Origin of the sequence: Staphylococcus carnosus, from assembly GCF_900458435.1 — a bacterium.
In the GTDB taxonomy this organism is placed as follows: Bacteria; Bacillota; Bacilli; order Staphylococcales; family Staphylococcaceae; genus Staphylococcus; species Staphylococcus carnosus.
The window spans coordinates 2,338,439-2,360,617 of the sequence record NZ_UHCT01000001.1; the positions used below are offsets into that span (position 1 = coordinate 2,338,439).

18 protein-coding genes are annotated in these 22,179 nt (G+C 36.4%); 2 read left to right on the top strand and 16 right to left on the bottom strand.

Annotated elements, in window-relative coordinates; translation table 11 throughout:
• Positions 1 to 35 precede the first annotated feature (35 nt).
• The 6 genes from DYE31_RS11430 to DYE31_RS11455 all read right to left on the bottom strand — a co-directional run bounded on the left by DYE31_RS11430 (position 36) and on the right by DYE31_RS11455 (position 5,252).
• A complete protein-coding gene (locus DYE31_RS11430; RefSeq protein ID WP_012664244.1) occupies positions 36 to 425 on the bottom strand; it encodes a YbaN family protein in 390 nt (129 codons plus the stop codon).
• Between the two features lie 154 nt (positions 426 to 579).
• A complete protein-coding gene (locus DYE31_RS11435; RefSeq protein WP_012664243.1) occupies positions 580 to 1,659 on the bottom strand; it encodes a branched-chain amino acid aminotransferase in 1,080 nt (359 codons plus the stop codon).
• A gap of 221 nt (positions 1,660 to 1,880) precedes the next feature.
• Entirely contained in the window at positions 1,881 to 2,918 is a 1,038-nt protein-coding gene (locus DYE31_RS11440; protein WP_012664242.1) for a S66 family peptidase, read from the bottom strand.
• 188 nt (positions 2,919 to 3,106) lie between these two features.
• Positions 3,107 to 4,069, bottom strand: a complete 963-nt coding sequence (locus tag DYE31_RS11445; protein ID WP_012664241.1) for an L-threonine 3-dehydrogenase — start codon at positions 4,067 to 4,069, stop codon at positions 3,107 to 3,109.
• A 209-nt stretch (positions 4,070 to 4,278) separates the two neighbouring features.
• Positions 4,279 to 4,740, bottom strand: a complete 462-nt coding sequence (locus DYE31_RS11450; RefSeq protein ID WP_012664240.1) for a GNAT family N-acetyltransferase — start codon at positions 4,738 to 4,740, stop codon at positions 4,279 to 4,281.
• Between the two features lie 14 nt (positions 4,741 to 4,754).
• A complete protein-coding gene (locus DYE31_RS11455) occupies positions 4,755 to 5,252 on the bottom strand; it encodes a GNAT family N-acetyltransferase (protein WP_050731396.1) in 498 nt (165 codons plus the stop codon).
• 103 nt (positions 5,253 to 5,355) lie between these two features.
• Here DYE31_RS11455 and DYE31_RS11460 point away from each other — a divergent pair, with 103 nt between their 5' ends.
• A complete protein-coding gene (locus DYE31_RS11460; RefSeq protein ID WP_012664238.1) occupies positions 5,356 to 6,354 on the top strand; it encodes a choloylglycine hydrolase family protein in 999 nt (332 codons plus the stop codon).
• 113 nt (positions 6,355 to 6,467) lie between these two features.
• On the opposite strand, the gene DYE31_RS11465 is transcribed toward DYE31_RS11460, so the two are convergent.
• On the bottom strand, positions 6,468 to 7,655 hold the full coding sequence (locus DYE31_RS11465) for a glycine C-acetyltransferase (RefSeq protein WP_012664237.1): 1,188 nt from the start codon (positions 7,653 to 7,655) through the stop codon (positions 6,468 to 6,470).
• Positions 7,656 to 7,850: 195 nt separating this feature from the next.
• On the opposite strand from DYE31_RS11465, the gene DYE31_RS11470 reads away from it, so the two are divergent.
• Entirely contained in the window at positions 7,851 to 9,032 is a 1,182-nt protein-coding gene (locus tag DYE31_RS11470; protein ID WP_053464806.1) for a M20 family metallopeptidase, read from the top strand.
• 116 nt (positions 9,033 to 9,148) lie between these two features.
• On the opposite strand, the gene tuf is transcribed toward DYE31_RS11470, so the two are convergent.
• From tuf to rpoB, 9 genes are all read right to left on the bottom strand, one after another.
• Positions 9,149 to 10,336 (bottom strand): elongation factor Tu, encoded by a 1,188-nt coding sequence (tuf, locus tag DYE31_RS11475; RefSeq protein ID WP_012664235.1) that lies wholly within the window; start codon positions 10,334 to 10,336, stop codon positions 9,149 to 9,151.
• Positions 10,337 to 10,525: 189 nt separating this feature from the next.
• Positions 10,526 to 12,607: an elongation factor G gene (fusA, locus tag DYE31_RS11480; RefSeq protein ID WP_012664234.1), complete on the bottom strand. Its 2,082-nt coding sequence runs from the start codon at positions 12,605 to 12,607 to the stop codon at positions 10,526 to 10,528.
• Between the two features lie 113 nt (positions 12,608 to 12,720).
• A complete protein-coding gene (gene rpsG / locus DYE31_RS11485; protein WP_012664233.1) occupies positions 12,721 to 13,191 on the bottom strand; it encodes a 30S ribosomal protein S7 in 471 nt (156 codons plus the stop codon).
• A gap of 70 nt (positions 13,192 to 13,261) precedes the next feature.
• On the bottom strand, positions 13,262 to 13,675 hold the full coding sequence (rpsL, locus tag DYE31_RS11490; protein ID WP_012664232.1) for a 30S ribosomal protein S12: 414 nt from the start codon (positions 13,673 to 13,675) through the stop codon (positions 13,262 to 13,264).
• 95 nt (positions 13,676 to 13,770) lie between these two features.
• The gene (locus tag DYE31_RS11495; RefSeq protein ID WP_012664231.1) at positions 13,771 to 14,025 is read right to left on the bottom strand and encodes a ribosomal L7Ae/L30e/S12e/Gadd45 family protein; all 255 of its coding nucleotides are present in this window, start codon (positions 14,023 to 14,025) and stop codon (positions 13,771 to 13,773) included.
• Between the two features lie 201 nt (positions 14,026 to 14,226).
• On the bottom strand, positions 14,227 to 14,409 hold the full coding sequence (locus tag DYE31_RS11500) for a hypothetical protein (protein WP_012664230.1): 183 nt from the start codon (positions 14,407 to 14,409) through the stop codon (positions 14,227 to 14,229).
• On the bottom strand, positions 14,385 to 14,549 hold the full coding sequence (locus DYE31_RS12715) for a hypothetical protein (protein ID WP_012664229.1): 165 nt from the start codon (positions 14,547 to 14,549) through the stop codon (positions 14,385 to 14,387). Before DYE31_RS12715 ends, DYE31_RS11500 begins: the two co-directional genes overlap by 25 nt.
• Positions 14,550 to 14,731: 182 nt before the next feature.
• Positions 14,732 to 18,343, bottom strand: a complete 3,612-nt coding sequence (rpoC, locus tag DYE31_RS11505) for a DNA-directed RNA polymerase subunit beta' (protein WP_231839066.1) — start codon at positions 18,341 to 18,343, stop codon at positions 14,732 to 14,734.
• A gap of 208 nt (positions 18,344 to 18,551) precedes the next feature.
• Positions 18,552 to 22,103, bottom strand: coding sequence for a DNA-directed RNA polymerase subunit beta (rpoB, locus tag DYE31_RS11510; protein ID WP_012664227.1), 3,552 nt, complete (start codon positions 22,101 to 22,103; stop codon positions 18,552 to 18,554).
• Positions 22,104 to 22,179 lie beyond the last annotated feature (76 nt).

Sequence of the window (22,179 nt, forward strand, 5' to 3'; positions counted from 1 at the left end):
AATACTTTATTTTTAAATTGGTTATTCTCTTTGTATCATTCTTCTTGTTCCTTTGTTTTGGTATTATCTGGAAGTGTTCTAACAAAAGTAAATAAGACTACTGTTTGAACAAAAAGCATGATAAGCAAAGTTATTCTGATATATAAGTTATCTATGATAAAAATTGAGATACCCATCAATATATATAAACTTGTTAAAAGCTTAAATTTTTTCTTTAAAGTAAAGCCTTTGTCTCTTTTAAAACTTTCTACATATTCATCGTGAATTTTTGTATTCACTAACCAACGATTAAATTTTTTAGAACTTCTTGAAAAACAAATTGCAGCTAATAATAAAAATGGCGTAGTAGGTAATAAAGGTACTACAATTCCAACAAATCCTATACCTGCAAATATAAGACCAAGTGTCATGAGTACATATTTCATTCAAGCACCTCTAATTGATAATTGATTTCAATTATAACAAATATCTGCTCGGAAATAAAAAAACAGGTCACCTACTGCACGCAGCAGTTCTGACCTGTTTTTGATATTCATAAAGAGACAAATCCCTTTTAACTAAAAGGGTTTGTATACAATTTTAATATTCTGGTACTACGACTCTCCAACCTTGTGGATCGTCTAATTTACCGCTTTGAATACCTGTATATTCATCATATAAGCGTTGTGTAATTGGACCAGTTTCATTATTGTTGATTGTGATTTCACGATCTTCATATTTTAAAGTGCCTACTGGTGAAATAACCGCAGCAGTACCTGTTCCAAATACTTCTTCTAATTCGCCTTTATCATAAGACTCTAGTAATTCATCGATAGAGATATGACGTTCTTCTACTTCATATCCTAATTCTTTTGCTAAAGCGATAACAGTCTTACGTGTAATACCTGGTAAGATACTACCGTTTAATTTAGGTGTTACAAGTTTACCATTTTCTACGAAGAAGATATTCATACTGCCCACTTCTTCAATATATTTGCGTTCTACACCATCTAACCATAATACTTGGTCATAGCCTTGTTCATTAGCATTAGATTGTGATAGTAAACTAGCTGCATAGTTACCTGCAACTTTTGCAAAACCTACACCACCGCGTACAGCACGAACGTATTCGTCTTCAACATAAATACGTGTTGGTTTCAATGAATCTCCACCATAGTAAGAACCAGAAGGAGATAAGATAATTAATAATTTATAGTTATGTGCAGGGTGAACACCTAATCCTGCTTCTGTTGCAAATACAAATGGACGAATATATAAAGATTGTCCTTCGCCTTCAGGCACCCAATCACGTTCTACATCTACTAATTGTTTCAAGCCTTCTAATAGCTCTTCTTCATCAATCTGAGGCATTTCCAAACGATCAAGTGATTGATTGATACGTGCGAAGTTTTGGTCTGGTCTGAATAAAACCACTTCACCGTTATGTTTATAAGCTTTTAATCCTTCGAATACAAGTTGACCATAATGAAGTCCTTGTGCAGCTGGATCTAGTTCGATCGGTGCATAAGGTGTAATCTTCAAATCATGCCAACCGCCTTTTTCGCTATCGTAGTCATAACTTAACATGTAATCTGTGAAGTATTGACCAAACCCTAAATTTTTTGGATCTGGTTTTTGTTTTAAGTCTTCACGTTTTTCAAATTTTACTTTTTCTGACATGATTTTGCCTCCTAAAATAAATACTTAATAAAGTGTTAACACTCAAATTATAGCAATCTCGCTCATTGTATTCAATGAGTTTTTAGAAAATTTAAAAAAATACACTTCTAAATCAAAATTGCTTTGCCCTTTTCAAAACCTTGATTTTACCTTATATCTATAATTATTCTATATCAGTGGTGCAAATGCAAACAGTAGCGGTCATATTAATGTTTCTTTTGTTATGAACATCCACTCTCATTTATCTCAAATTTTAATTGCTCAGCATCCAATGTTGCAACAACTCCATAAGGCAAAATACATTTAGGTTCATTATGACCGAAGCTAGCATTGAAAAATAGAATCTTATCTTCTAAATGATGTTCTTTCAATACTTGTATCCATGTTTCTTTTATCTCTTTAATATTTTCATCATTTTGCGGTTTTCCTACAATAATACCTTCAATATTTTTTAATATACCCATGTAACCTAACGATCTAAGTGCTTGTTTTAAAAAATATATAGGTAATTGAGATTCAGAGTTTTCTACAAATAATATTTTTCCTTTAAATGCATCTTCATTTGGAAAAACCTCTGTTCCTCTTAAATTATTGAGTACCTCAAAGCAACCACCAATCAATGTTCCTGTCGCTTTCCCCTTGCCGCTCAGAACCTCATAAGTTTGGTTGTTTATTTTTTCTCTACTTACATTTTTATTGCTTTCACTCCATTTTAATCCAAATTTCCGATAATAATTTGAAGTAGGAATATTTCCAATTGTATTATTAGTAAATAATACCTTTTTAATATTTTTTATTGTATAATCATCCATTTCAACATTTTCAGCAAAATCGGTCAATACTGCTGGTCCATAATAAGACATCACACCTGCTTTATAAAATTTCAAATGAATTGATGTAACATCAGAATACCCCATGAAAATTTTTGGATGTTCTCTTATAATATTCTCGTCTAAATAAGGGACAATTCTCATTGATTCCTCTCCTCCGATAAATGAAAAAACCCCTTTAATTTCATCATCTAATAAAGCATCGTGAATATCTTCCGCTCTATATTGCGGATGATTATAGAGGGTATCAATACCATCCAAAGCGTGTTTCATTACTTTTACTTTTAAACCAAATATATTTTCCATTCTTTGCTTGGCTAATTCTACCCTATGAGATACAAACTCTTCTCCTGCTAATCCTGATGATGGAGAAACAAACGCAACAGTATCTCCAGACTGTAAGTGATTAGGTTTAATCAAATTCTTCATCGTTTATTATTCCTCCTAACTATGATGTTCTTTCTCATTAGTTCCCAATATACAAAAAAGACAAACTGCAAACTATTTCTTCTCCCTCATAAGAAATATCGCTTCGTCTGTCTTTTTATTATATAGATTCCATTTTGATTATAGAAAATTATTCTGTTAATTTCTAAAATCGTCATATTCTTCAAATCTTAATGTTGTGTTGCAGCATCTTTTGCTTTAATCCCTTCTAACATAGCTACTGTCATAGCATCTAAATCGTATTGAGGACTAAAACCCCATTCATCTGTTGAACAGCTGACATCAATACGGTCTGGCCAACTATCAGCAATGCCTTGACGGACAGGATCAACATCATATTTCAATACAAAATCAGGAATATGTTTACGGATTGATTCAGCAATTTCTTCTGGTTCGAAACTCATACCGCTTAAATTATAAGCACAACGGTGTTTGATTTTATCTCCGTCCGCTTCCATCAACTTAATGATAGCCTCTATCGCATCATCCATGAACATCATATCCATATACGTACCTTTATCGATAAAGCTTGTATATTCACCTTTACGTAAAGCATCAAAATAAATTTCTACTGCGTAATCAGTCGTACCGCCGCCTGGTTCTTTCACATAAGAAATCAAGCCTGGGAAACGGACACTGCGTGTATCTACGCCGAATTTACTATTATAATACTCACATAATAATTCCCCAGAAACTTTATTTACCCCATACATTGAAGTTGGACGTTGAATTGTTAATGCTGGCGTTTTATCTTTAGGTGTTGTAGGGCCGAATGCACCGATTGAACTTGGTGTAAAGAATTGCAAGTTATATTCACGTGATACTTCTAAAGCATTCACTAATCCACCCATATTAATATTCCAAGCTAATAATGGATTTTTTTCAGCTGTTGCTGATAGCAATGCTGCCATATGCATAAGCGCATCGGGTTTGAATTCTGATACGATTTCTTCCATGCGCGTAATATCTGTAACATCTAAAAGCGCAAACGGTCCATCTTTAATTGGAGAATCTGCTTCTGGCTCTCTGATATCTGTAGCTAAAACATTCTCTTCTCCATAAATTTCACGACATTTCAAAACAAGTTCTGTACCGATTTGGCCTAGTGCGCCAGTAATCATAATTCTTTCCATGAATTTCATCCCCTCATTTAAAGTTCATAGTAAAAACATGTTGTATTCCTGAGGTGTACATTCTATTATTATTTAACTATATTCTACAATAATCACTCACTATTGTATATACCATATGTACAAAAATAAGTAAAGCGCTTACATTTCAAAGTGCAAATTTCCCTTTATTAATAAGCTTCATAGACACTTTAGTTGATAAAATACATCAATTATAATTTTTTTCGCGCATATTGCCGAAGATTTTCATAACCCTCTTTTTCATAAAAGAAAGCAGCTGAAAGATTTTTATCCCAATAATCTAACTCAACAGTTTCACATCCATGCTGCTCTGCAAAATGTTCTGCAAATGCCATCAATGCGTGTCCATGGCCTTGTTGACGATGATTTGATTCAATACTTAATTGATGGATATAAAGCGACTTCATTCCATAGCGGAATGGTGTTTCCATTAATGAAATTATTTGAAACCAAATATAACCTACAGCTTCATCCCCTTGATAAACTGCATAAAAATATTGTTCTTCTCTTTCTAGTAGTTTTTGAAAAAAATCTAAGCTGTCTAAATAATTAAACGGCTTAAAAATATCCGGATACGCTTTTGCGTGCAAACTATGGACCGCTTCGTTCAATCTTGCTAAAACAGCGGCATCTCTGCATACTTTTATTTCCATTGTTTCACCTTCTTTTATTGATCCGTTGATACAAGGAATCTTCTTAATGTTTTCCCATCTATGACAACACTTTCTAATTCCTTTGGATGGAATGCTAATATTGTTTTAGCAGACGCAATATTGCTTTTATCGCACGTCACGAGTGCATCAACAACATCACGTTGATTTAAAAATTCAAGACCTGCTTTTAATAATTTCTTCGCATAGCCATGTCCTCGATAATCAGGACGAACCCCGTAACCGATATGACCTCCGATACGTTTTAAATGTTCATTGAGATGATGTCTTATATTGACTGAACCTATAATTTTCTCATTATTAAAAAGAAAAAGGGTTGTATTAGGGACCCACTCCTTATTTAAAGTACGCTGCTTCAATTCAGAAACCAATTCACTGTATGAAGTATAACGTTTAGGATTTATTGCAGTCGGTATGATTTGTTCTGTTTCCCAAGACTTGATATAAGCATTAAATATAAACTCATCTGTTAATTCTAATTCACGTATTTCCACTGTCATGCGCCCCCTTATTTAGTCGCTTCTTGATTTGTCTCTATGTTATCATGATTCTAACAATTTATTTAATCCAATACATATCTTTAAGGGGGGCTTTATCATGTGTACAAGTTTTACCTTTACTTCACAATATGATGCTGATTATCTTGGACGTACAATGGATTTTTCATTTCAATTGAATTCTTTTCCAAAAGTAATGCCGCGTGGCTATGAATGGGAAACTTCAAATGGCCGTTCATTTAATTTGGAATATGGTTTTGTAGGTACTGCAATGACGACAAATGGCGTTGTATTTGCAGACGGTTTAAATGAACAAGGTTTATCAATTGCCGTTTTATACTATAGCGGGGAAGCTTCTTATGCAACTTCTACTTCCTCAAATAATATTAATTTAGAACCGGAAGAATTTATTATGTGGTTCCTTGGAATGAATGAATCGATTGCTGATGTAAAAGAAAATATTGATAAAGTACGTATACTTAAACAAGTGAATCCAGCATTAGACAGAGTCCCGCCGTTACATTTTTTAGTAACTGATCAAACAGGACAAAGTATTGTTATCACACCCATAGATGGACAACTTATTGTACAAGACAACCCTGTCCAAGTATTGACGAATAACCCAAGCTTAGAATGGCATTACCAAAATCTTCGCCAGCATACAACGTTTAATGTGGAAGCACCTGCACCACAACTACTTGGTATGAAACATATTGAACCGATCGGAGTAGAAGCAGGCACAGAAAATCTTCCTGGAGGCTATACATCACCTGCTCGTTTTGTTCGTGCTGCTTATTTCCGCCAATATATCGAAGATGCAGAAAATGAAAATAAGCGCTTGAACAATATGTTTAAATTACTGGATACAGTCAGTGTGCCGCGTGGTATCGTTCTTGATGAAGGTCTGCCTCATTATACACAGTACCAATGTGTCATGAATTGCAGTAATTTAAAATATTATTATCGTGATTATTATGGTTCTGATGTATATACAATAGAACTTACTGATGATTTAGTTACTGCCGAAGAACCTAAATCTTATACAGTAAAACCTAGTTTACAATTTGTAAATTTAAATGAAGAAGAAGCAGATGCCTAATTTCCATATAAAAATTGATGTTAATATTTAAGCGAACTTTGCTATCAAATACAAAACAGGACCGTTCAATCAAATGAATGGTCCTGTTTCACATTTCTATTTAGAAAAATTTATTAAATTACGCCTAATTCTTTACCAACTTTTTCATAAGCTGCTAAAGCTTCGTCTAACATTTCTTTTGTATGTGCTGCTGTAGGCATGTTACGTACACGTCCTGTGCCGCGTGGTACAGTTGGGAATACGATAGATTTTACATAAACGCCTTCATCTTTCAAACGTTTACTGAATTCTTGTGTTTTCTTTTCATCTCCGATAATAACAGGAGTAATTGGTGTTTCAGAATCACCGATATCATAGCCTAGTTTTTTCAAACCATCTTTAAGATAATTTGCATTATCCCACAATTTATCATGTAATTCAGTAGAGTTCATTAATTTTCTTACCGCTGCAATAATAGCTGCTGAAGATTCTGGTGTTAATGACGTTGAGAATAAGAATGGACGTGATTGTACTTTCAACCAATCAATCAATTCTTGTGTACCTGCAACATAACCGCCTACTACCCCTATTGCTTTAGATAGTGTACCGATTTGGAAATCGATTTTATCTTGTAAGCCAAAATGTTTTACAGTACCTGCACCTTTACCCATTACACCTGATCCATGTGCATCATCAACATAAGTAATCAAACCGTATTCTTCCGCGATTTCAACGATTTCAGGCAATTTCGCAACATCACCATCCATACTGAAGACACCATCAGTGATATACATTACTTTATTATATTGACCTGATTCTACTGCTTCTTTTGCTTTTTGACGTAAGTCATCCATATCTGAGTGGTTAACTCGAATGATTTTAGCTTTAGATAAACGGCAACCATCGATGATAGAAGCATGGTTCAATTCATCAGATAAAATCGCATCATTTTTATTCATAACTGCTGAAATAGCTGCCATATTACAGTTAAAACCTGATTGATAAGCAACTGCAGCTTCTGTACCTTTGAATTCTGCTAATGTTTCTTCTAATTCATCATGAATATCTAATGTACCATTGATTGTACGAACAGCGCCTGCACCGACACCGTATTTATCTACTGCGTCTTTTGCAACTTGTTTTAAATCTTCATTTGTTGCTAGACCTAAGTAGTTATTTGAAGATAAGTTAATATAACGTTTACCAGCAATTGTAATTTCTGGACCATTTGCGCCTTCTACTGTATCAATTTCATTGTAAAGGCCATTGTCTTTCAAATACTGAATGTTTTCATCTAGAAAGCTGTGTAGTGATTGAACCATTGTAAGTGGGTCCCCCTTGTTTATTAAATTCACATCTATCATAACCCATTTTTTTAGAATATAAAAGCTGATAATTACTAAATCCCATTAAATTGACGTTTTAGAAACTTTCCATCTTTTAAAAGATAAGCGTTTAGGGGTTTTGTAACGTGCTATAATATGTACATCTATACTTTTATAAAGGGGTTGAAACCAATGATTAACTGGTATCAGCTTGCACATGATAAAGAAAAAACGATGATTCAAATCAGACGACATCTACATCAGTACCCCGAACTATCTTTTGAGGAAAGTCATACACATGATTATATTGTTAATCAGTTAGAACAACTTTCATGTGAAATTCGTCGTCCAGTTGGTAAAAATGGGATTGTTGCAACTTTTAAAGGCCAAGGTGATGGTCCTACTGTTGCGTTACGTGCGGACTTTGATGCACTGCCTATCACTGAGCTGAACGATAAACCTTACCGCTCTAAGAATGAAGGATGTATGCATGCGTGTGGTCATGATGGTCATACTGCTATTCTGTTAGGTGTTGCTGAAGTTATTAATGAACACCTTGCTTATTTGAATGGAAATGTTGTCCTCATTTTTCAATATGGCGAAGAAATTGTCCCTGGCGGTGCACAACAAATGATTGATGACGGCTGTTTAGATGGCGTTGATAGAGTTTACGGCAATCATTTGTGGAGTGGTTATCCGACAGGAATCATCTATTCTCGTCCTGGCGCAATGATGGCTTCTCCTGATGAATTCACAGTGAAAATCACCGGAAAAGGCGGTCACGGTGCAAAACCTCATGAAACCATCGACCCAATTGTTATCTTGGCTGAATTCATCTTAAGTGCTCAAAAAATTGTTTCTCGTACTGTAGATCCTATTAAACAAGCCGTTGTAACTTTTGGAATGATTCAAGCTGGCGCATCAGATAGTGTAATTCCTGATTCCGCCATTTGCAAAGGGACAGTTCGTACCTTTGATCCAGATATACAAACACATATTATGAATAAACTAGACAAACTGTTACAGGGTCTGGCAGTTGCAAATGATATTGAGTATGATTTAGATTATGAGCGCGGATATGTTCCTGTGCATAATAATCCTCAAGCTTATGAAATTGTGAAAGAAGCTGCAAATGATTTAAATTTCAGGTTTACCGAAGCAGATATGATGATGGTAGGAGAAGATTTCTCAGCTTATCAGCGCGTAAGACCTGGCGCTTTCTTTTTAACAGGTTCTGGTAACGCACAGAAAGGAACAGATCATCCACACCATAGTCCCTATTTTGATTTAGATGAGGCAGCATTTAAGTACGCTGCAAGTGAATTTTTAAAAATATTAGAGTTAGAAAATGTTTTAAAACCTGAAAGATTATAGAAAGCAAAGAAACGGAGACCTTTATAGAAAGGTTTCCGTTTTAATTTTGACATAAAAAAAGAGCCCCTCAATGAGGAGCTCTCTATTTAAAATTCAACTAATATTTTAGTCGAAAATTATTGTTGGATTTCAGTAACAACGCCTGATCCTACAGTACGTCCACCTTCACGGATAGAGAAACGAGTACCGTCTTCGATTGCGATTGGAGCAATCAATTCAACAGTCATTTCTACGTTATCGCCAGGCATAACCATTTCAGTACCTTCTGGTAAGTTAACAACACCAGTTACGTCAGTAGTACGGAAGTAGAATTGTGGGCGGTAGTTAGTGAAGAATGGAGTATGACGTCCACCTTCATCTTTAGATAAAACATAAACATCAGCTTTAAATTTAGTGTGTGGAGTAATAGAGCCAGGAGCTGCTAATACTTGTCCACGTTGTACGTCTTCACGTGCAACACCACGTAATAAAGCACCAATGTTGTCACCAGCTTCAGCGTAGTCTAATAATTTACGGAACATTTCTACACCTGTAACTGTTGTTTTCATGCTTTCTTCAGTGATACCGATGATTTCAACTTCTTCACCGACTTTGATTTGACCACGTTCAACACGGCCTGTAGCTACAGTACCACGACCAGTGATTGAGAATACGTCCTCAACTGGCATCATGAATGGTTTATCAGAGTCACGTTCTGGAGTTGGAATGTAGTCATCAACTGCTTGCATTAAGTCTAAGATTTTTTGTTCGTATTCAGCATCGCCTTCTAAAGCTTTCAATGCAGAACCAACGATTACTGGTACATCGTCACCAGGGAAGTCATATTCAGATAATAAGTCACGAACTTCCATTTCAACTAATTCTAATAATTCTTCATCGTCAACCATGTCAGCTTTGTTTAAGAATACAACTAATGCTGGCACACCAACGTTACGTGATAACAAGATGTGTTCACGAGTTTGTGGCATTGGACCATCTGCAGCAGATACTACTAAGATACCGCCGTCCATTTGAGCAGCACCAGTGATCATGTTTTTAACATAGTCAGCGTGTCCTGGGCAGTCAACGTGAGCATAGTGACGTTTGTCAGTTTGATACTCGATGTGTGAAGTATTGATTGTAATACCACGTTCTTTTTCTTCTGGAGCGTTGTCAATCATGTCGTATGATTGTGCTACAGTGTCACCATTTTTTGCTAATACAGTTGCAATTGCAGCTGTTAAAGTTGTTTTACCATGGTCAACGTGACCGATAGTACCAATATTGGCATGTTCTTTTGAGCGATCGAATTTTTCTTTAGCCATTATGAAATCTCTCCTCTTCTTAATAAAAAGTTAATTTAATTTATCTCTCATGATAGTTTCTCACCATCATGAGAGCTTTATTGTTGAGTTGTTTAAAGGACTAATTCCTTTATAAAGCATTTGCATGAAAAAATCAATTCAGGAACCCTACCAAAAAATTCTTGGTTGCGATCCTAAAGATGAATTTAATTATTCACCTTTATTTTTCTTAATGATGTCTTCTGCAATTGATTTAGGTACTTCTTCATAGTGATCGAAGTACATAGTGTAAGTTCCGCGACCTTGAGTGTTAGAACGTAATGAAGTTGCGTAACCGAACATTTCTGAAAGTGGAACGAATGCACGAACCATTTGAGCGTTACCGCGAGCTTCCATACCATCTACGCGTCCACGACGAGATGTTACGTCACCCATGATGTCACCCATGTATTCTTCAGGCATTAAGATTTCAACTTTCATCATTGGTTCTAAGATTACTGGATCTGCTACTTTAGCAGCTTCTTTAAGTGCTAATGAAGCAGCGATTTTGAAGGCCATTTCAGATGAATCGACATCATGGTAAGAACCATCGTAAAGCTTAGCTTTAACGTCGATTAATGGATAACCAGCTACTACACCGTTTTCCATAGCATCTTTAAGACCAGCTTCAACTGATGGAATGTATTCACGAGGAACTACACCACCGACGATAGCGTTTTCGAATTCGAAACCAGCGCCGACTTCGTTCGGTGTGAATTCAATATGAACATCACCATATTGACCACGACCACCAGATTGACGAGAGAATTTACCTTGAACTTTAGCTGGTGTTTTGAATGTTTCACGGTAAGAAACCATTGGCGCACCAACGTTAGCTTCAACGTTAAATTCTTTTTTCATACGGTCTACAAGGATATCTAAGTGAAGCTCACCCATACCGCCGATGATAACTTGTCCAGTTTCTTCATCAGTATGTGCATGGAATGTTGGGTCTTCTTCTTGTAGTTTAACTAAAGCTTGAGTCATTTTATCTTGGTCAGCTTTAGATTTTGGTTCTACTGACAAGTGAATAACAGGTTCTGGGAATTCCATTGATTCCAAGATAATGTCATTTTTCTCACCGCATAAAGTGTCACCAGTACCAGTTTCTTTAAGACCTACCGCAGCAGCGATATCTCCTGAGTAAACTGTGCTGATTTCTTTACGAGTGTTTGCGTGCATTTGTAATAAACGACCTACACGTTCACGTTTGTCTTTAGTAGAGTTTTTAACGTATGAACCTGAGTTTAAAGTACCAGAGTACACACGGAAGAATGTTAATTTACCAACATATGGGTCAGTCATAACTTTAAATGCTAATGCAGCGAAATCTGCATCATCATCTGCAGGTGCGATAACTTCTTCATCAGGGTTATCAGCATGGTGACCAACGATTGGTTTAACATCTAATGGTGAAGGCAAGTAGTCAATTACTGCGTCTAACATTAATTGAACACCTTTGTTTTTGAATGCAGTACCGCAAAGTACAGGATAGAATTCAATATCCAAAGTAGCTTGACGGATTGCTGCTTTCAATTCATCAATAGTGATTTCTTCACCTTCAAGATATTTTTCCATTAAGTCTTCATTAGCTTCAGCAACAGCTTCGATCAATGATTCACGAGCTTCTGCTGCTTTGTCTTTGTAGTCATCTGGAATTTCAATTTCAACAACTTCTTCACCGAAGTCGCCGTTATATTGATAGCATTTCATTGTTACTAAATCAATGATTGCTTCAAATTCGTCTTCTGCACCGATTGGTAATTGAATCGGTTGTGCATTCGCTTGTAAACGGTCATGTAGAGTGCTTACTGAATATTCGAAGTTAGCACCTAATTTGTCCATTTTGTTAACGAATACGATACGTGGAACACCGTAAGTTGTAGCTTGACGCCAAACTGTTTCAGTTTGTGGTTCAACACCTGATTGAGCATCAAGTACTGTTACAGCACCATCAAGTACACGTAAAGAACGTTCAACTTCTACTGTGAAGTCTACGTGTCCTGGTGTATCGATGATGTTTACACGATAATCATGCCATTGTGCAGTTGTAGCTGCAGATGTGATTGTGATACCACGGTCTTGTTCTTGTTCCATCCAGTCCATTTGTGAAGCCCCTTCGTGAGTTTCACCAATTTTGTGGATACGGCCAGTATAGTACAAGATACGTTCAGTAGTCGTTGTTTTACCAGCGTCAATGTGAGCCATGATACCAATGTTACGAGTTTTTTCCAAAGAAAAGTCTCTAGCCATTGTATTGTTTCTCCTTCCAGTAATTACTGAGTAAATACTTTGATATGGCGATGCCCTAAGCAAGCCTTTGGATGTATACCAAATGGAACAAGCTCAGGGTTAAACCGTTAATCTTACCAGCGATAATGTGCGAATGCTTTGTTAGCTTCAGCCATTTTATGAGTATCTTCACGTTTCTTAACTGCGCCACCTGTGTTGTTAGCTGCATCTAAGATTTCGTTAGCTAAACGTTCTTCCATAGTTTTTTCACCACGAAGACGTGAATAGTTAACTAACCAACGTAAACCTAAAGTAGTACGACGTTCTGGACGAACTTCTACTGGTACTTGGTAGTTAGAGCCACCTACACGGCGAGCTTTAACTTCTAATACTGGCATAATGTTGTTGATAGCTTCTTCGAAAACTTCAATTGCATCACGACCACTACGTTCTTGAACGATGTCGAATGCTGAATAAAGAATTCTTTGAGCTGTTCCGCGTTTACCATCTAACATGATTTTGTTAATCAATTTAGTCACTAACTTAGAGTTGTGAATTGGATCTGGTAAAACGTCTCTTTTTGGTACTGATCCTTTACGAGGCATAATCAGAGTCCTCCCTTCATATTATAGTATAATTTCACAATTTATCTCGAAAATTTACGCAATCTTAAACTTATTTTTTAGGACGTTTTGTTCCGTATAATGAACGGCTTTGCATACGACCTTCAACACCTGAAGTATCAAGTGCACCACGAACGATATGGTAACGCACACCAGGTAAGTCTTTTACACGACCTCCACGTACAAGTACAACACTGTGTTCTTGTAAGTTATGACCGATACCAGGGATATATGCGTTAATTTCGATGTTGTTTGACAAACGAACACGAGCATATTTACGCAATGCTGAGTTAGGTTTTTTAGGTGTCATTGTACCAACACGAGTACATACGCCACGTTTTTGTGGTGAGTTCAAGTCAGTAAATTGTTTTTTCATACTATTGAAACCTTTGTTCAAAGCAGGTGAATCTGATTTCTTCGCTTTGCTTTTTCTAGGTTTGCGCACTAATTGGTTAATAGTTGGCATTTAAGATGTCCTCCTCTCCTGTTTTATAATCCCACACATCCAGGTGGTTCATTTTTAGAGTAAATAAAATTTAGTAAGCATACACTTACTAATTCTCATTTCAATAGAGCAACGATAGCTGCGTCTACGTTTATACCTGCATATTCTCCTAAAGCTTTCTTACTTTCGAAAAAAGAAACAGGAATTTCGCTATGATTGATCTTACTTAATACGTCTGAAAGCAAATAAACTTCAACGTCTTGAGCAATAATCAATGATGTAACTTGGTTTTTATTGAGTGCTTTAAGCGTCTCTCTCAAACCAACAACACTATGGTGTTTGTTAAAGCGTGCAACTTTTTCATTAGACATTGACTATCCTCCAAAGCTCTGCTTGCATCAACCTTAACTATAATAACACTTATCATAGAGTTCGTCAACACTATCGTTATCATATTGCTCACTTTTCTTATATTAACAAATCTGTACCGCAAGTCAACTTTTTCTGTTGAATTTTTTGTTCCTAATTTTAGTTACAAAAACAGACCGCATGATTACCGGTCTGCATTTTCTCTATTCTTCTTTATCTAATTTGATACCTTTTTTCTTACCGTCTTTTCCTTCATATAAAATGAGTTGTTTTTTATCAAATTCATAATTGAATTTTAAAGATTCGCTATCTTCTTTAAAGGTGATTGTTTTTTTATCTGTATCAATTTTTCCATTGATTTCTAGTGGCGCCCCAAAAGGTGCCACGCTAAGACGAGCTGTTTTTTCTCATTATTTGCAACCAAAGTTACATGTTCCTTTTTATTTACGTATGTGCCGCCTACTTTATTGCCGCATGCAGCTAAAAGTATGACAAGCAACAAGCTTAATCCTAACAGTTTTTTCATGATGCTGCCCCCTGTTGATTATTTTCACTGTTACATATATAAACTATACGAATAATAATATATTAACATTCAGTTGATAGCAACATTATATTTACATTCTTATGTCCAATTAAAAAAGCCAATGCATACTTCTCAAAACAAGAAGCAGCATTGGCTTAAATTAATAAAATCTATTTATCATTTTATTGTTGTGGTGTATCAGTTGCAGCAATTTCTTCAATTGCTTCTTCCACCATAGGATCGACATGTTTTTCGTATTTAGCATCGCTATAACGTCTCATGCCTGTACCAGCTGGAATTAATTTACCGATAATAACGTTTTCTTTAAGTCCTAGTAAGTCATCACGTTTACCTTTGATTGCAGCATCTGTAAGAACACGAGTTGTTTCTTGGAATGATGCAGCAGACAAGAAGCTTTCTGTTTCAAGAGACGCTTTAGTAATACCAAGCAATACTGGTTTAGCAGTTGCTGGGCGTTTACGCTCTTTGAATGCTTCACGGTTCGCATCTGTAAAGTTGTGGATGTCCACAAGTGAACCTGGTAATAATTTAGTGTCACCAGCTTCGATAATACGAACTTTACGTAACATTTGACGTACCATTACCTCAACGTGTTTATCATCGATTTCAACACCTTGCATACGGTAAACTTTTTGAACTTCTTTAAGCAAGTAGCTTTCTGTTGCATTTAAACCAGCTACTGATAAATAGTTCTTAGGTTCGATTGAACCTTCAGTTAAGACTTCACCGCGTTCAACATGTTGTCCTTTTTCAACTTTCAAGCGTGAAGTACCTGAAGCAAGATAAGATCTTGTTTCATTTGCACCTTTAATCACGATTTCTTGTTGACGGTCTTTCGCAAGTTTAATATCTTCAACAGTACCTTCAATGTCAGTAATTACTGCTTGACCTTTAGGGTTACGTGCTTCGAAGATTTCTTGGATACGTGGAAGACCTTGTGTAATATCGCTTCCGGCTACCCCACCTGTATGGAATGTACGCATTGTAAGCTGTGTACCAGGTTCACCGATTGATTGTGCAGCGATTGTACCGACTGCTTCACCAACTTCAACTTTTTCACCAGTTGCAAGGTTTTTACCATAACATTTTTCACAAACACCATGACGTGTGTTACATGTAAATGCTGAACGGATATACATTTGCTCAATACCAGCATCTGTAATACGTTTTGCAATTTCTGGTGTGATTAATTGGTCTGGTTCAACTAATACTTCATCTGTTTCAGGATGACGTACAGTTTCTTTAGAATAACGTCCTTCAATACGTTCGATAAATGGTTCGATCATTTCTGTACCTTCTTTGATATCAGAAACAAGTAAGCCACGGTCAGTTCCGCAATCTTCTTCACGAACAATAACGTCTTGAGCAACGTCAACCAAACGACGTGTAAGGTAACCTGAATCGGCAGTTTTAAGTGCTGTATCGGCAAGACCTTTACGCGCACCGTGAGTAGAGATAAAGTATTCTAATACTGTTAAACCTTCACGGAATGAAGATGTGATCGGCATTTCGATAATTTTACCTGATGGTGCAGCCATTAAACCACGCATACCGGCTAACTGAGTAAAGTTAGATGCGTTACCACGGGCACCAGAATCACTCATCATGAAGATTGGGTTAGTTTTATCTAGGGATTTCATCAATCTGCTTTGAATTTCATCCTTAGCATCTGTCCAAATTTCAATGACAGCATTATAACGTTCATCTTCAGTGATTAAACCACGATTATATTGTTTTTGAACACGTTCTACTAATTTTTCATGTTCATCTAAAATTTCTTGTTTATCTGGTAATACGATGATGTCAGATACACCAACAGTAATACCTGCTTTAGAAGAATATTTGAAACCTAAGTCTTTCATACGGTCAAGCATCATAGAAGTATCTGTAATGCTAAAGCGGTTGAAGACTTCTGCGATAATATTTCCTAAGAATTTTTTGTTAAATGGTTCTACTAATTCTTGTTCAGCAAAGTACTCTTTCAAGCCGCCTTCGCCAAGTTCAGTAGCACTTACGAAATATTTATCAGGTGTTTTATCTTCTAAGTTTGATTGTGTTGGTTCGTTAATATAAGCAAATGAATCTGGAATGATTTCATTGAAAATTACTTTACCAACTGAAGTAGTAAGAATTTTATTGTTTTGTTCTTCAGTGAATGTTGGGTTATTTAATGAACCAGCATGAAGTCCGATACGAGTGTGTAAGTGAACATAACCGTTTTGGTATGCTTTTAAGACTTCATTTGTGTTATTAAAGATTGCTCCAGTATTCACTGCATCTTTACGTTCTAAAGTAAGGTAATAGTTACCTAATACCATATCTTGTGATGGCGTAACTACTGGTTTACCATCTTTAGGGTTCAAGATGTTTTGAGCTGCAAGCATCAACATACGTGCTTCTGCTTGTGCTTCTTTAGATAAAGGTACGTGTACCGCCATTTGGTCACCATCAAAGTCAGCGTTATATGCTGTTGTTACCAATGGGTGTAAACGGATGGCACGGCCTTCAACCAATGTCGGTTCGAAAGCTTGGATACCTAATCTATGCAATGTAGGCGCACGGTTCAATAGAACTGGGTGTTCTTTGATAACATCTTCTAAAACATCCCATACTTCATCTTCCATACGTTCAATTTTACTTTTTGCATTTTTAATATTTGTTGCAATTTCGCGTTGAACTAATTCTTTCATAACGAAAGGTTTGAATAATTCTAACGCCATTTCTTTAGGCAGACCACATTGATACATTTTTAAGCTTGGTCCTACTGCGATAACTGAACGTCCAGAATAGTCAACACGTTTACCTAATAAGTTTTGACGGAAACGTCCTTGTTTACCTTTCAACATATGTGAAAGTGATTTTAATGGACGGTTACCTGGACCAGTAACTGGACGACCACGACGACCGTTATCGATTAAAGCATCAACTGCTTCTTGCAACATACGTTTTTCGTTTTGAACAATGATGCCAGGAGCACCTAAGTCCAATAAACGTTTCAAACGATTGTTACGGTTGATAACACGACGATATAAGTCATTCAAGTCACTTGTTGCAAAACGACCACCGTCTAATTGAACCATTGGACGGATTTCTGGAGGAATAATTGGAAGTACATCCAAAATCATCCATGAAGGATCGTTACCTGAGTTTCTGAATGATTCAACTACTTCTAAACGTTTAATTGCACGTGTCAATCTTTGACCAGTAGCTGATTCTAACTCAGTACGCAATTCTTTCAATTCTTCATCTAAATCGATTTCTGATAGTAAATCTTTGATACCTTCAGCACCCATTTTAGCAACGAATTGACCAGGATATTTATCATAGTATTCTCTGTATTCTGCTTCAGAAAGCAATGATTTTTTCTCAAGTCCTGTTGGACCTGGATCTACAACCACATAAGAAGCAAAATAAATAACTTCTTCTAATGATCTAGGAGACATATCTAATAATAGTCCCATACGACTTGGAATGCCTTTGAAGTACCAAATGTGTGAAACAGGAGCTGCAAGTTCAATATGCCCCATTCTTTCACGACGTACTTTAGATTTAGTTACTTCAACACCACAACGGTCACAAACCATGCCTTTATAACGAACACGTTTATATTTACCGCAACTACATTCCCAATCTTTTGTAGGTCCGAAAATTCTTTCACAGAACAAACCATCTTTTTCAGGTTTTAAAGTACGATAGTTGATAGTTTCAGGTTTCTTAACCTCACCATATGACCAAGAACGAATCTTTTCAGGTGAAGCAAGGCCGATTTTCATATAATGGAAATTATTTACATCAATCAAGGAGCCTACCTCCTTCAATTTAGATTAGCTGTGCTATTTGATTGATAAATGATCAATAAAATGAAAAATATTCAAGGTGCATATAGACAATGTTTGGAACTCCAGTGACATTGCCTAATGCTAACCTTTCATATTTGCTTAATTTTTAAATACGCTATTTGCTTATTGAACATTGCATGAATTAGTCAGTAGTTTCCTTTTGTGATTCAGGAATTGAAGATTGTTGGATGTTGACTTTGTGTTCATTTACATCATCTTCATCAACGTCTGCCATTTCGATTTCTTTATCATCTTCATCCATGACTTTAACATCAAGACCTAAACTTTGTAATTCTTTCATCAATACTCGGAATGATTCAGGAACACTTGGTTTAGAGATGTTTTCACCTTTAACGATCGCTTCGTATGTTTTAACACGACCTACAGTATCATCGGATTTATAAGTTAAGATTTCTTGTAATGTGTACGCAGCACCATATGCTTCAAGTGCCCATACCTCCATCTCACCGAAACGTTGTCCACCAAATTGAGCTTTACCACCCAATGGTTGTTGTGTAACAAGTGAGTAAGGACCAGTTGAACGCGCATGTAATTTATCGTCAACCATGTGCGCAAGTTTCAACATGTACATTACACCGACTGAAATACGGTTATCAAATGGTTCACCTGTACGTCCATCATATAATACAGTTTTACCATCTCTTGCCATACCAGCTTCTTCAATTGTAGACCATACATCGTCATCGTTAGCACCATCAAATACTGGTGAAGCAACATGGATACCTAAGTTTTTAGCAGCCATACCTAAATGTAATTCAAGTACTTGTCCGATGTTCATACGTGATGGTACACCAAGTGGGTTCAACATGATATCAATTGGTGTTCCGTCTGGTAAATAAGGCATATCTTCTTCAGGAACAATCTTAGAGATAACCCCTTTGTTACCATGACGACCACACATTTTATCCCCAACGTGGATTTTACGTTTTTGAACGATATAAACACGTACTAATTGGTTTACACCAGGAGATAATGAATCATCGCCGTCTTCACGGTTGAATACTTTAACATCTAGTACGATTCCGCCTGCACCATGAGGTACACGTAATGAAGTATCACGAACTTCACGTGCTTTTTCACCAAAGATAGCATGTAATAATCTTTCTTCAGCTGTTAATTCAGTTACACCTTTAGGTGTTACTTTACCAACTAAGATATCGCCATCTTTAACTTCAGCACCAACGTATACAATTCCGCGTTCGTCTAAGTTTTTAAGTGCACTTTCCGCAACGTTAGGAATATCACGAGTGATTTCTTCAGGTCCAAGTTTAGTATCACGTGCTTCAGATTCATATTCTTCGATATGAATTGAAGTATAAACGTCATCTTTTACGAGACGTTCGCTCATGATTACAGCATCTTCATAGTTATAACCGTCCCAAGTCATAAATCCTACAACTACGTTACGGCCTAATGCCATTTCACCAAGTTCCATAGAAGGACCATCTGCTAAGATTTCACCTTGGCTTACAATGTCGCCATCTTTTACGATAGGACGTTGGTTATAACAAGTACCTGAGTTAGAACGTTTAAATTTAGCTAATCTGTACGTATCTAATTCACCATCATATTGTTGTCCATCTTCTTCAATAATACGACGAACTTTAATTTCGTTTGATTCAACGTGTTCTACACGACCGAAATGTTTATTAATAACTGCAGCACCTGAGTCGCGAGCAGTTGCATGTTCCATACCTGTTCCAACAAATGGAGATTCTGGATTCATCAATGGTACCGCTTGACGTTGCATGTTCGCACCCATTAATGCACGGTTAGAGTCATCGTTTTCTAAGAATGGGATACAAGCTGTCGCAGCTGATACTACTTGTTTTGGTGATACGTCCATGTAGTCCATTTTGTCTCTGTCCATCATTGTGTTGTTACCACGGAAACGACAAACAACTTCTTCGCTGATGAAGTGACCTTCATCATCTAAACGAGAGTTCGCTTGGGCTACAACATAGCTGTCTTCTTCGTCAGCTGTTAGATAGTCGATTTGATCAGTTACAGTATTAGTTTCAAGGTCAACTTTACGGTATGGTGTTTCAATAAAACCGAACTCGTTAACACGTGCATAACTTGATAATGAGTTGATCAAACCAATGTTTGGACCCTCAGGAGTTTCGATTGGACACATACGGCCATAGTGAGAATAGTGAACGTCACGTACTTCCATTTGAGCACGTTCACGAGTTAAACCACCAGGTCCTAATGCAGATAAACGACGTTTATGTGTCAACTCAGCTAATGGGTTTGCTTGGTCCATGAATTGAGACAATTGAGAGCTTCCGAAGAACTCTTTAATTGAAGCAATAACCGGACGGATATTGATAAGTTGTTGCGGTGTGATAGAGTCAGTATCTTGAATTGACATTCTTTCACGTACAACACGTTCCATTCTTGACAAACCAATTCTGAATTGGTTTTGAAGTAATTCGCCTACTGAACGTAAACGACGGTTACCTAAATGGTCAATATCATCAGTTTGTCCGATACCATGTAACAAGTTGAAGAAATATGACATAGAAGCAACAATATCTGCTGGAGTAATGCATTTAACTTCAGAGTCAGGGAAAGCATTACCGATAACAGTTGTTGTTCTGCCTTCTTCATCATTAGGTACATAAACTTTAATAGATTGGATTTCTACTGGTTCATTTACAATGCTGTCATCTAATTCATCTACTTCAATGTTTGCATTAGATTCTAATACATCCATAATTTCGTCTAATTTACGACGATCTAATACAGTACCTTCTTCAGCAACGATTTCACCAGTATCACTATTAACAATCGGTTCAGCCAATTTTTGGTTGAATAAACGATGTTTCAAATGAAGTTTTTTATTCATTTTATAACGACCAACGCTCGCTAAATCATAACGTTTTGGATCGAAGAAACGAGAGTAGAGCAAGCTTTTTGCGTTTTCTACTGTAGGTGGTTCGCCAGGGCGTAAACGTTCATAAATTTCTAATAATGCTTGTTCAGTATTTTCAGTACTATCTTTTTCAAGCGTATTACGCAAGTACTCATTATCACCTAATAAATCTATAATTGATTGATCAGTTGAATAACCAAGAGCACGAAGTAATACAGTCAACGGCAATTTTCTAGTTCTATCAATACGCACATAAACGATGTCTTTTGCATCAGTTTCGAATTCTAACCAAGCACCACGGTTAGGAATTACAGTCGCATCATAGTTTTCACGGCCGTTTTTATCTATTTTTTCATTGAAATATACGGATGGAGAACGAACTAATTGTGAAACGATTACACGTTCAGCACCATTAATTACGAAAGTACCAGTATCAGTCATTAATGGGAAATCACCCATAAATACTTCTTGGTCTTTCACTTCTCCTGTTTCTTTGTTAATAAGACGCACTTTGACACGAAGAGGTGCAGCATAAGTTGCGTCACGGTTCTTAGATTCTTCTAAATCATATTTCGGTTCACCTAATCTGTAATCAACAAATTCTAAAGATAGGTTTCCTGTGAAATCTTCAATCGGAGAAATATCTCTGAACATTTCAAGTAATCCTTCTTTTAAGAACCAGTCATACGATTTCGTTTGAATTTCAATAAGGTTTGGTAATTCTAAAACCTCAGAAATTCTCGCGTAATTTCTACGTTTACGATGTCTTCCATATTGGACAAATTTACCTGCCAAACAGATTCACCCCTCAAAAATTGTTCGAATGTCTTTTACCGTACAAATAATTCAAAATCCAACAAGACAAAAAGAA

Excerpts from the sequence above, each read along its gene's own strand:
- DYE31_RS11445 (WP_012664241.1), bottom strand. The coding sequence starts at position 4,069 with ATGGAAAGAATTATGATTACTGGCGCACTAGGCCAAATCGGTACAGAA.
- DYE31_RS11470 (WP_053464806.1), top strand. The coding sequence starts at position 7,851 with ATGATTAACTGGTATCAGCTTGCACATGATAAAGAAAAAACGATGATT.
- tuf (WP_012664235.1), bottom strand. The coding sequence starts at position 10,336 with ATGGCTAAAGAAAAATTCGATCGCTCAAAAGAACATGCCAATATTGGT.
- rpoC (WP_231839066.1), bottom strand. The coding sequence starts at position 18,343 with ATGAAAATCGGCCTTGCTTCACCTGAAAAGATTCGTTCTTGGTCATAT.
- rpsG (WP_012664233.1), bottom strand. The coding sequence starts at position 13,191 with ATGCCTCGTAAAGGATCAGTACCAAAAAGAGACGTTTTACCAGATCCA.
- DYE31_RS11465 (WP_012664237.1), bottom strand. The coding sequence starts at position 7,655 with ATGGTTCAATCACTACACAGCTTTCTAGATGAAAACATTCAGTATTTG.
- DYE31_RS11450 (WP_012664240.1), bottom strand. The coding sequence starts at position 4,740 with ATGGAAATAAAAGTATGCAGAGATGCCGCTGTTTTAGCAAGATTGAAC.
- rpsL (WP_012664232.1), bottom strand. The coding sequence starts at position 13,675 with ATGCCAACTATTAACCAATTAGTGCGCAAACCTAGAAAAAGCAAAGCG.
- DYE31_RS11495 (WP_012664231.1), bottom strand. The coding sequence starts at position 14,025 with ATGTCTAATGAAAAAGTTGCACGCTTTAACAAACACCATAGTGTTGTT.
- DYE31_RS11460 (WP_012664238.1), top strand. The coding sequence starts at position 5,356 with ATGTGTACAAGTTTTACCTTTACTTCACAATATGATGCTGATTATCTT.
- DYE31_RS11430 (WP_012664244.1), bottom strand. The coding sequence starts at position 425 with ATGAAATATGTACTCATGACACTTGGTCTTATATTTGCAGGTATAGGA.
- DYE31_RS11440 (WP_012664242.1), bottom strand. The coding sequence starts at position 2,918 with ATGAAGAATTTGATTAAACCTAATCACTTACAGTCTGGAGATACTGTT.
- DYE31_RS11435 (WP_012664243.1), bottom strand. The coding sequence starts at position 1,659 with ATGTCAGAAAAAGTAAAATTTGAAAAACGTGAAGACTTAAAACAAAAA.
- fusA (WP_012664234.1), bottom strand. The coding sequence starts at position 12,607 with ATGGCTAGAGACTTTTCTTTGGAAAAAACTCGTAACATTGGTATCATG.
- DYE31_RS12715 (WP_012664229.1), bottom strand. The coding sequence starts at position 14,549 with ATGAAAAAACTGTTAGGATTAAGCTTGTTGCTTGTCATACTTTTAGCT.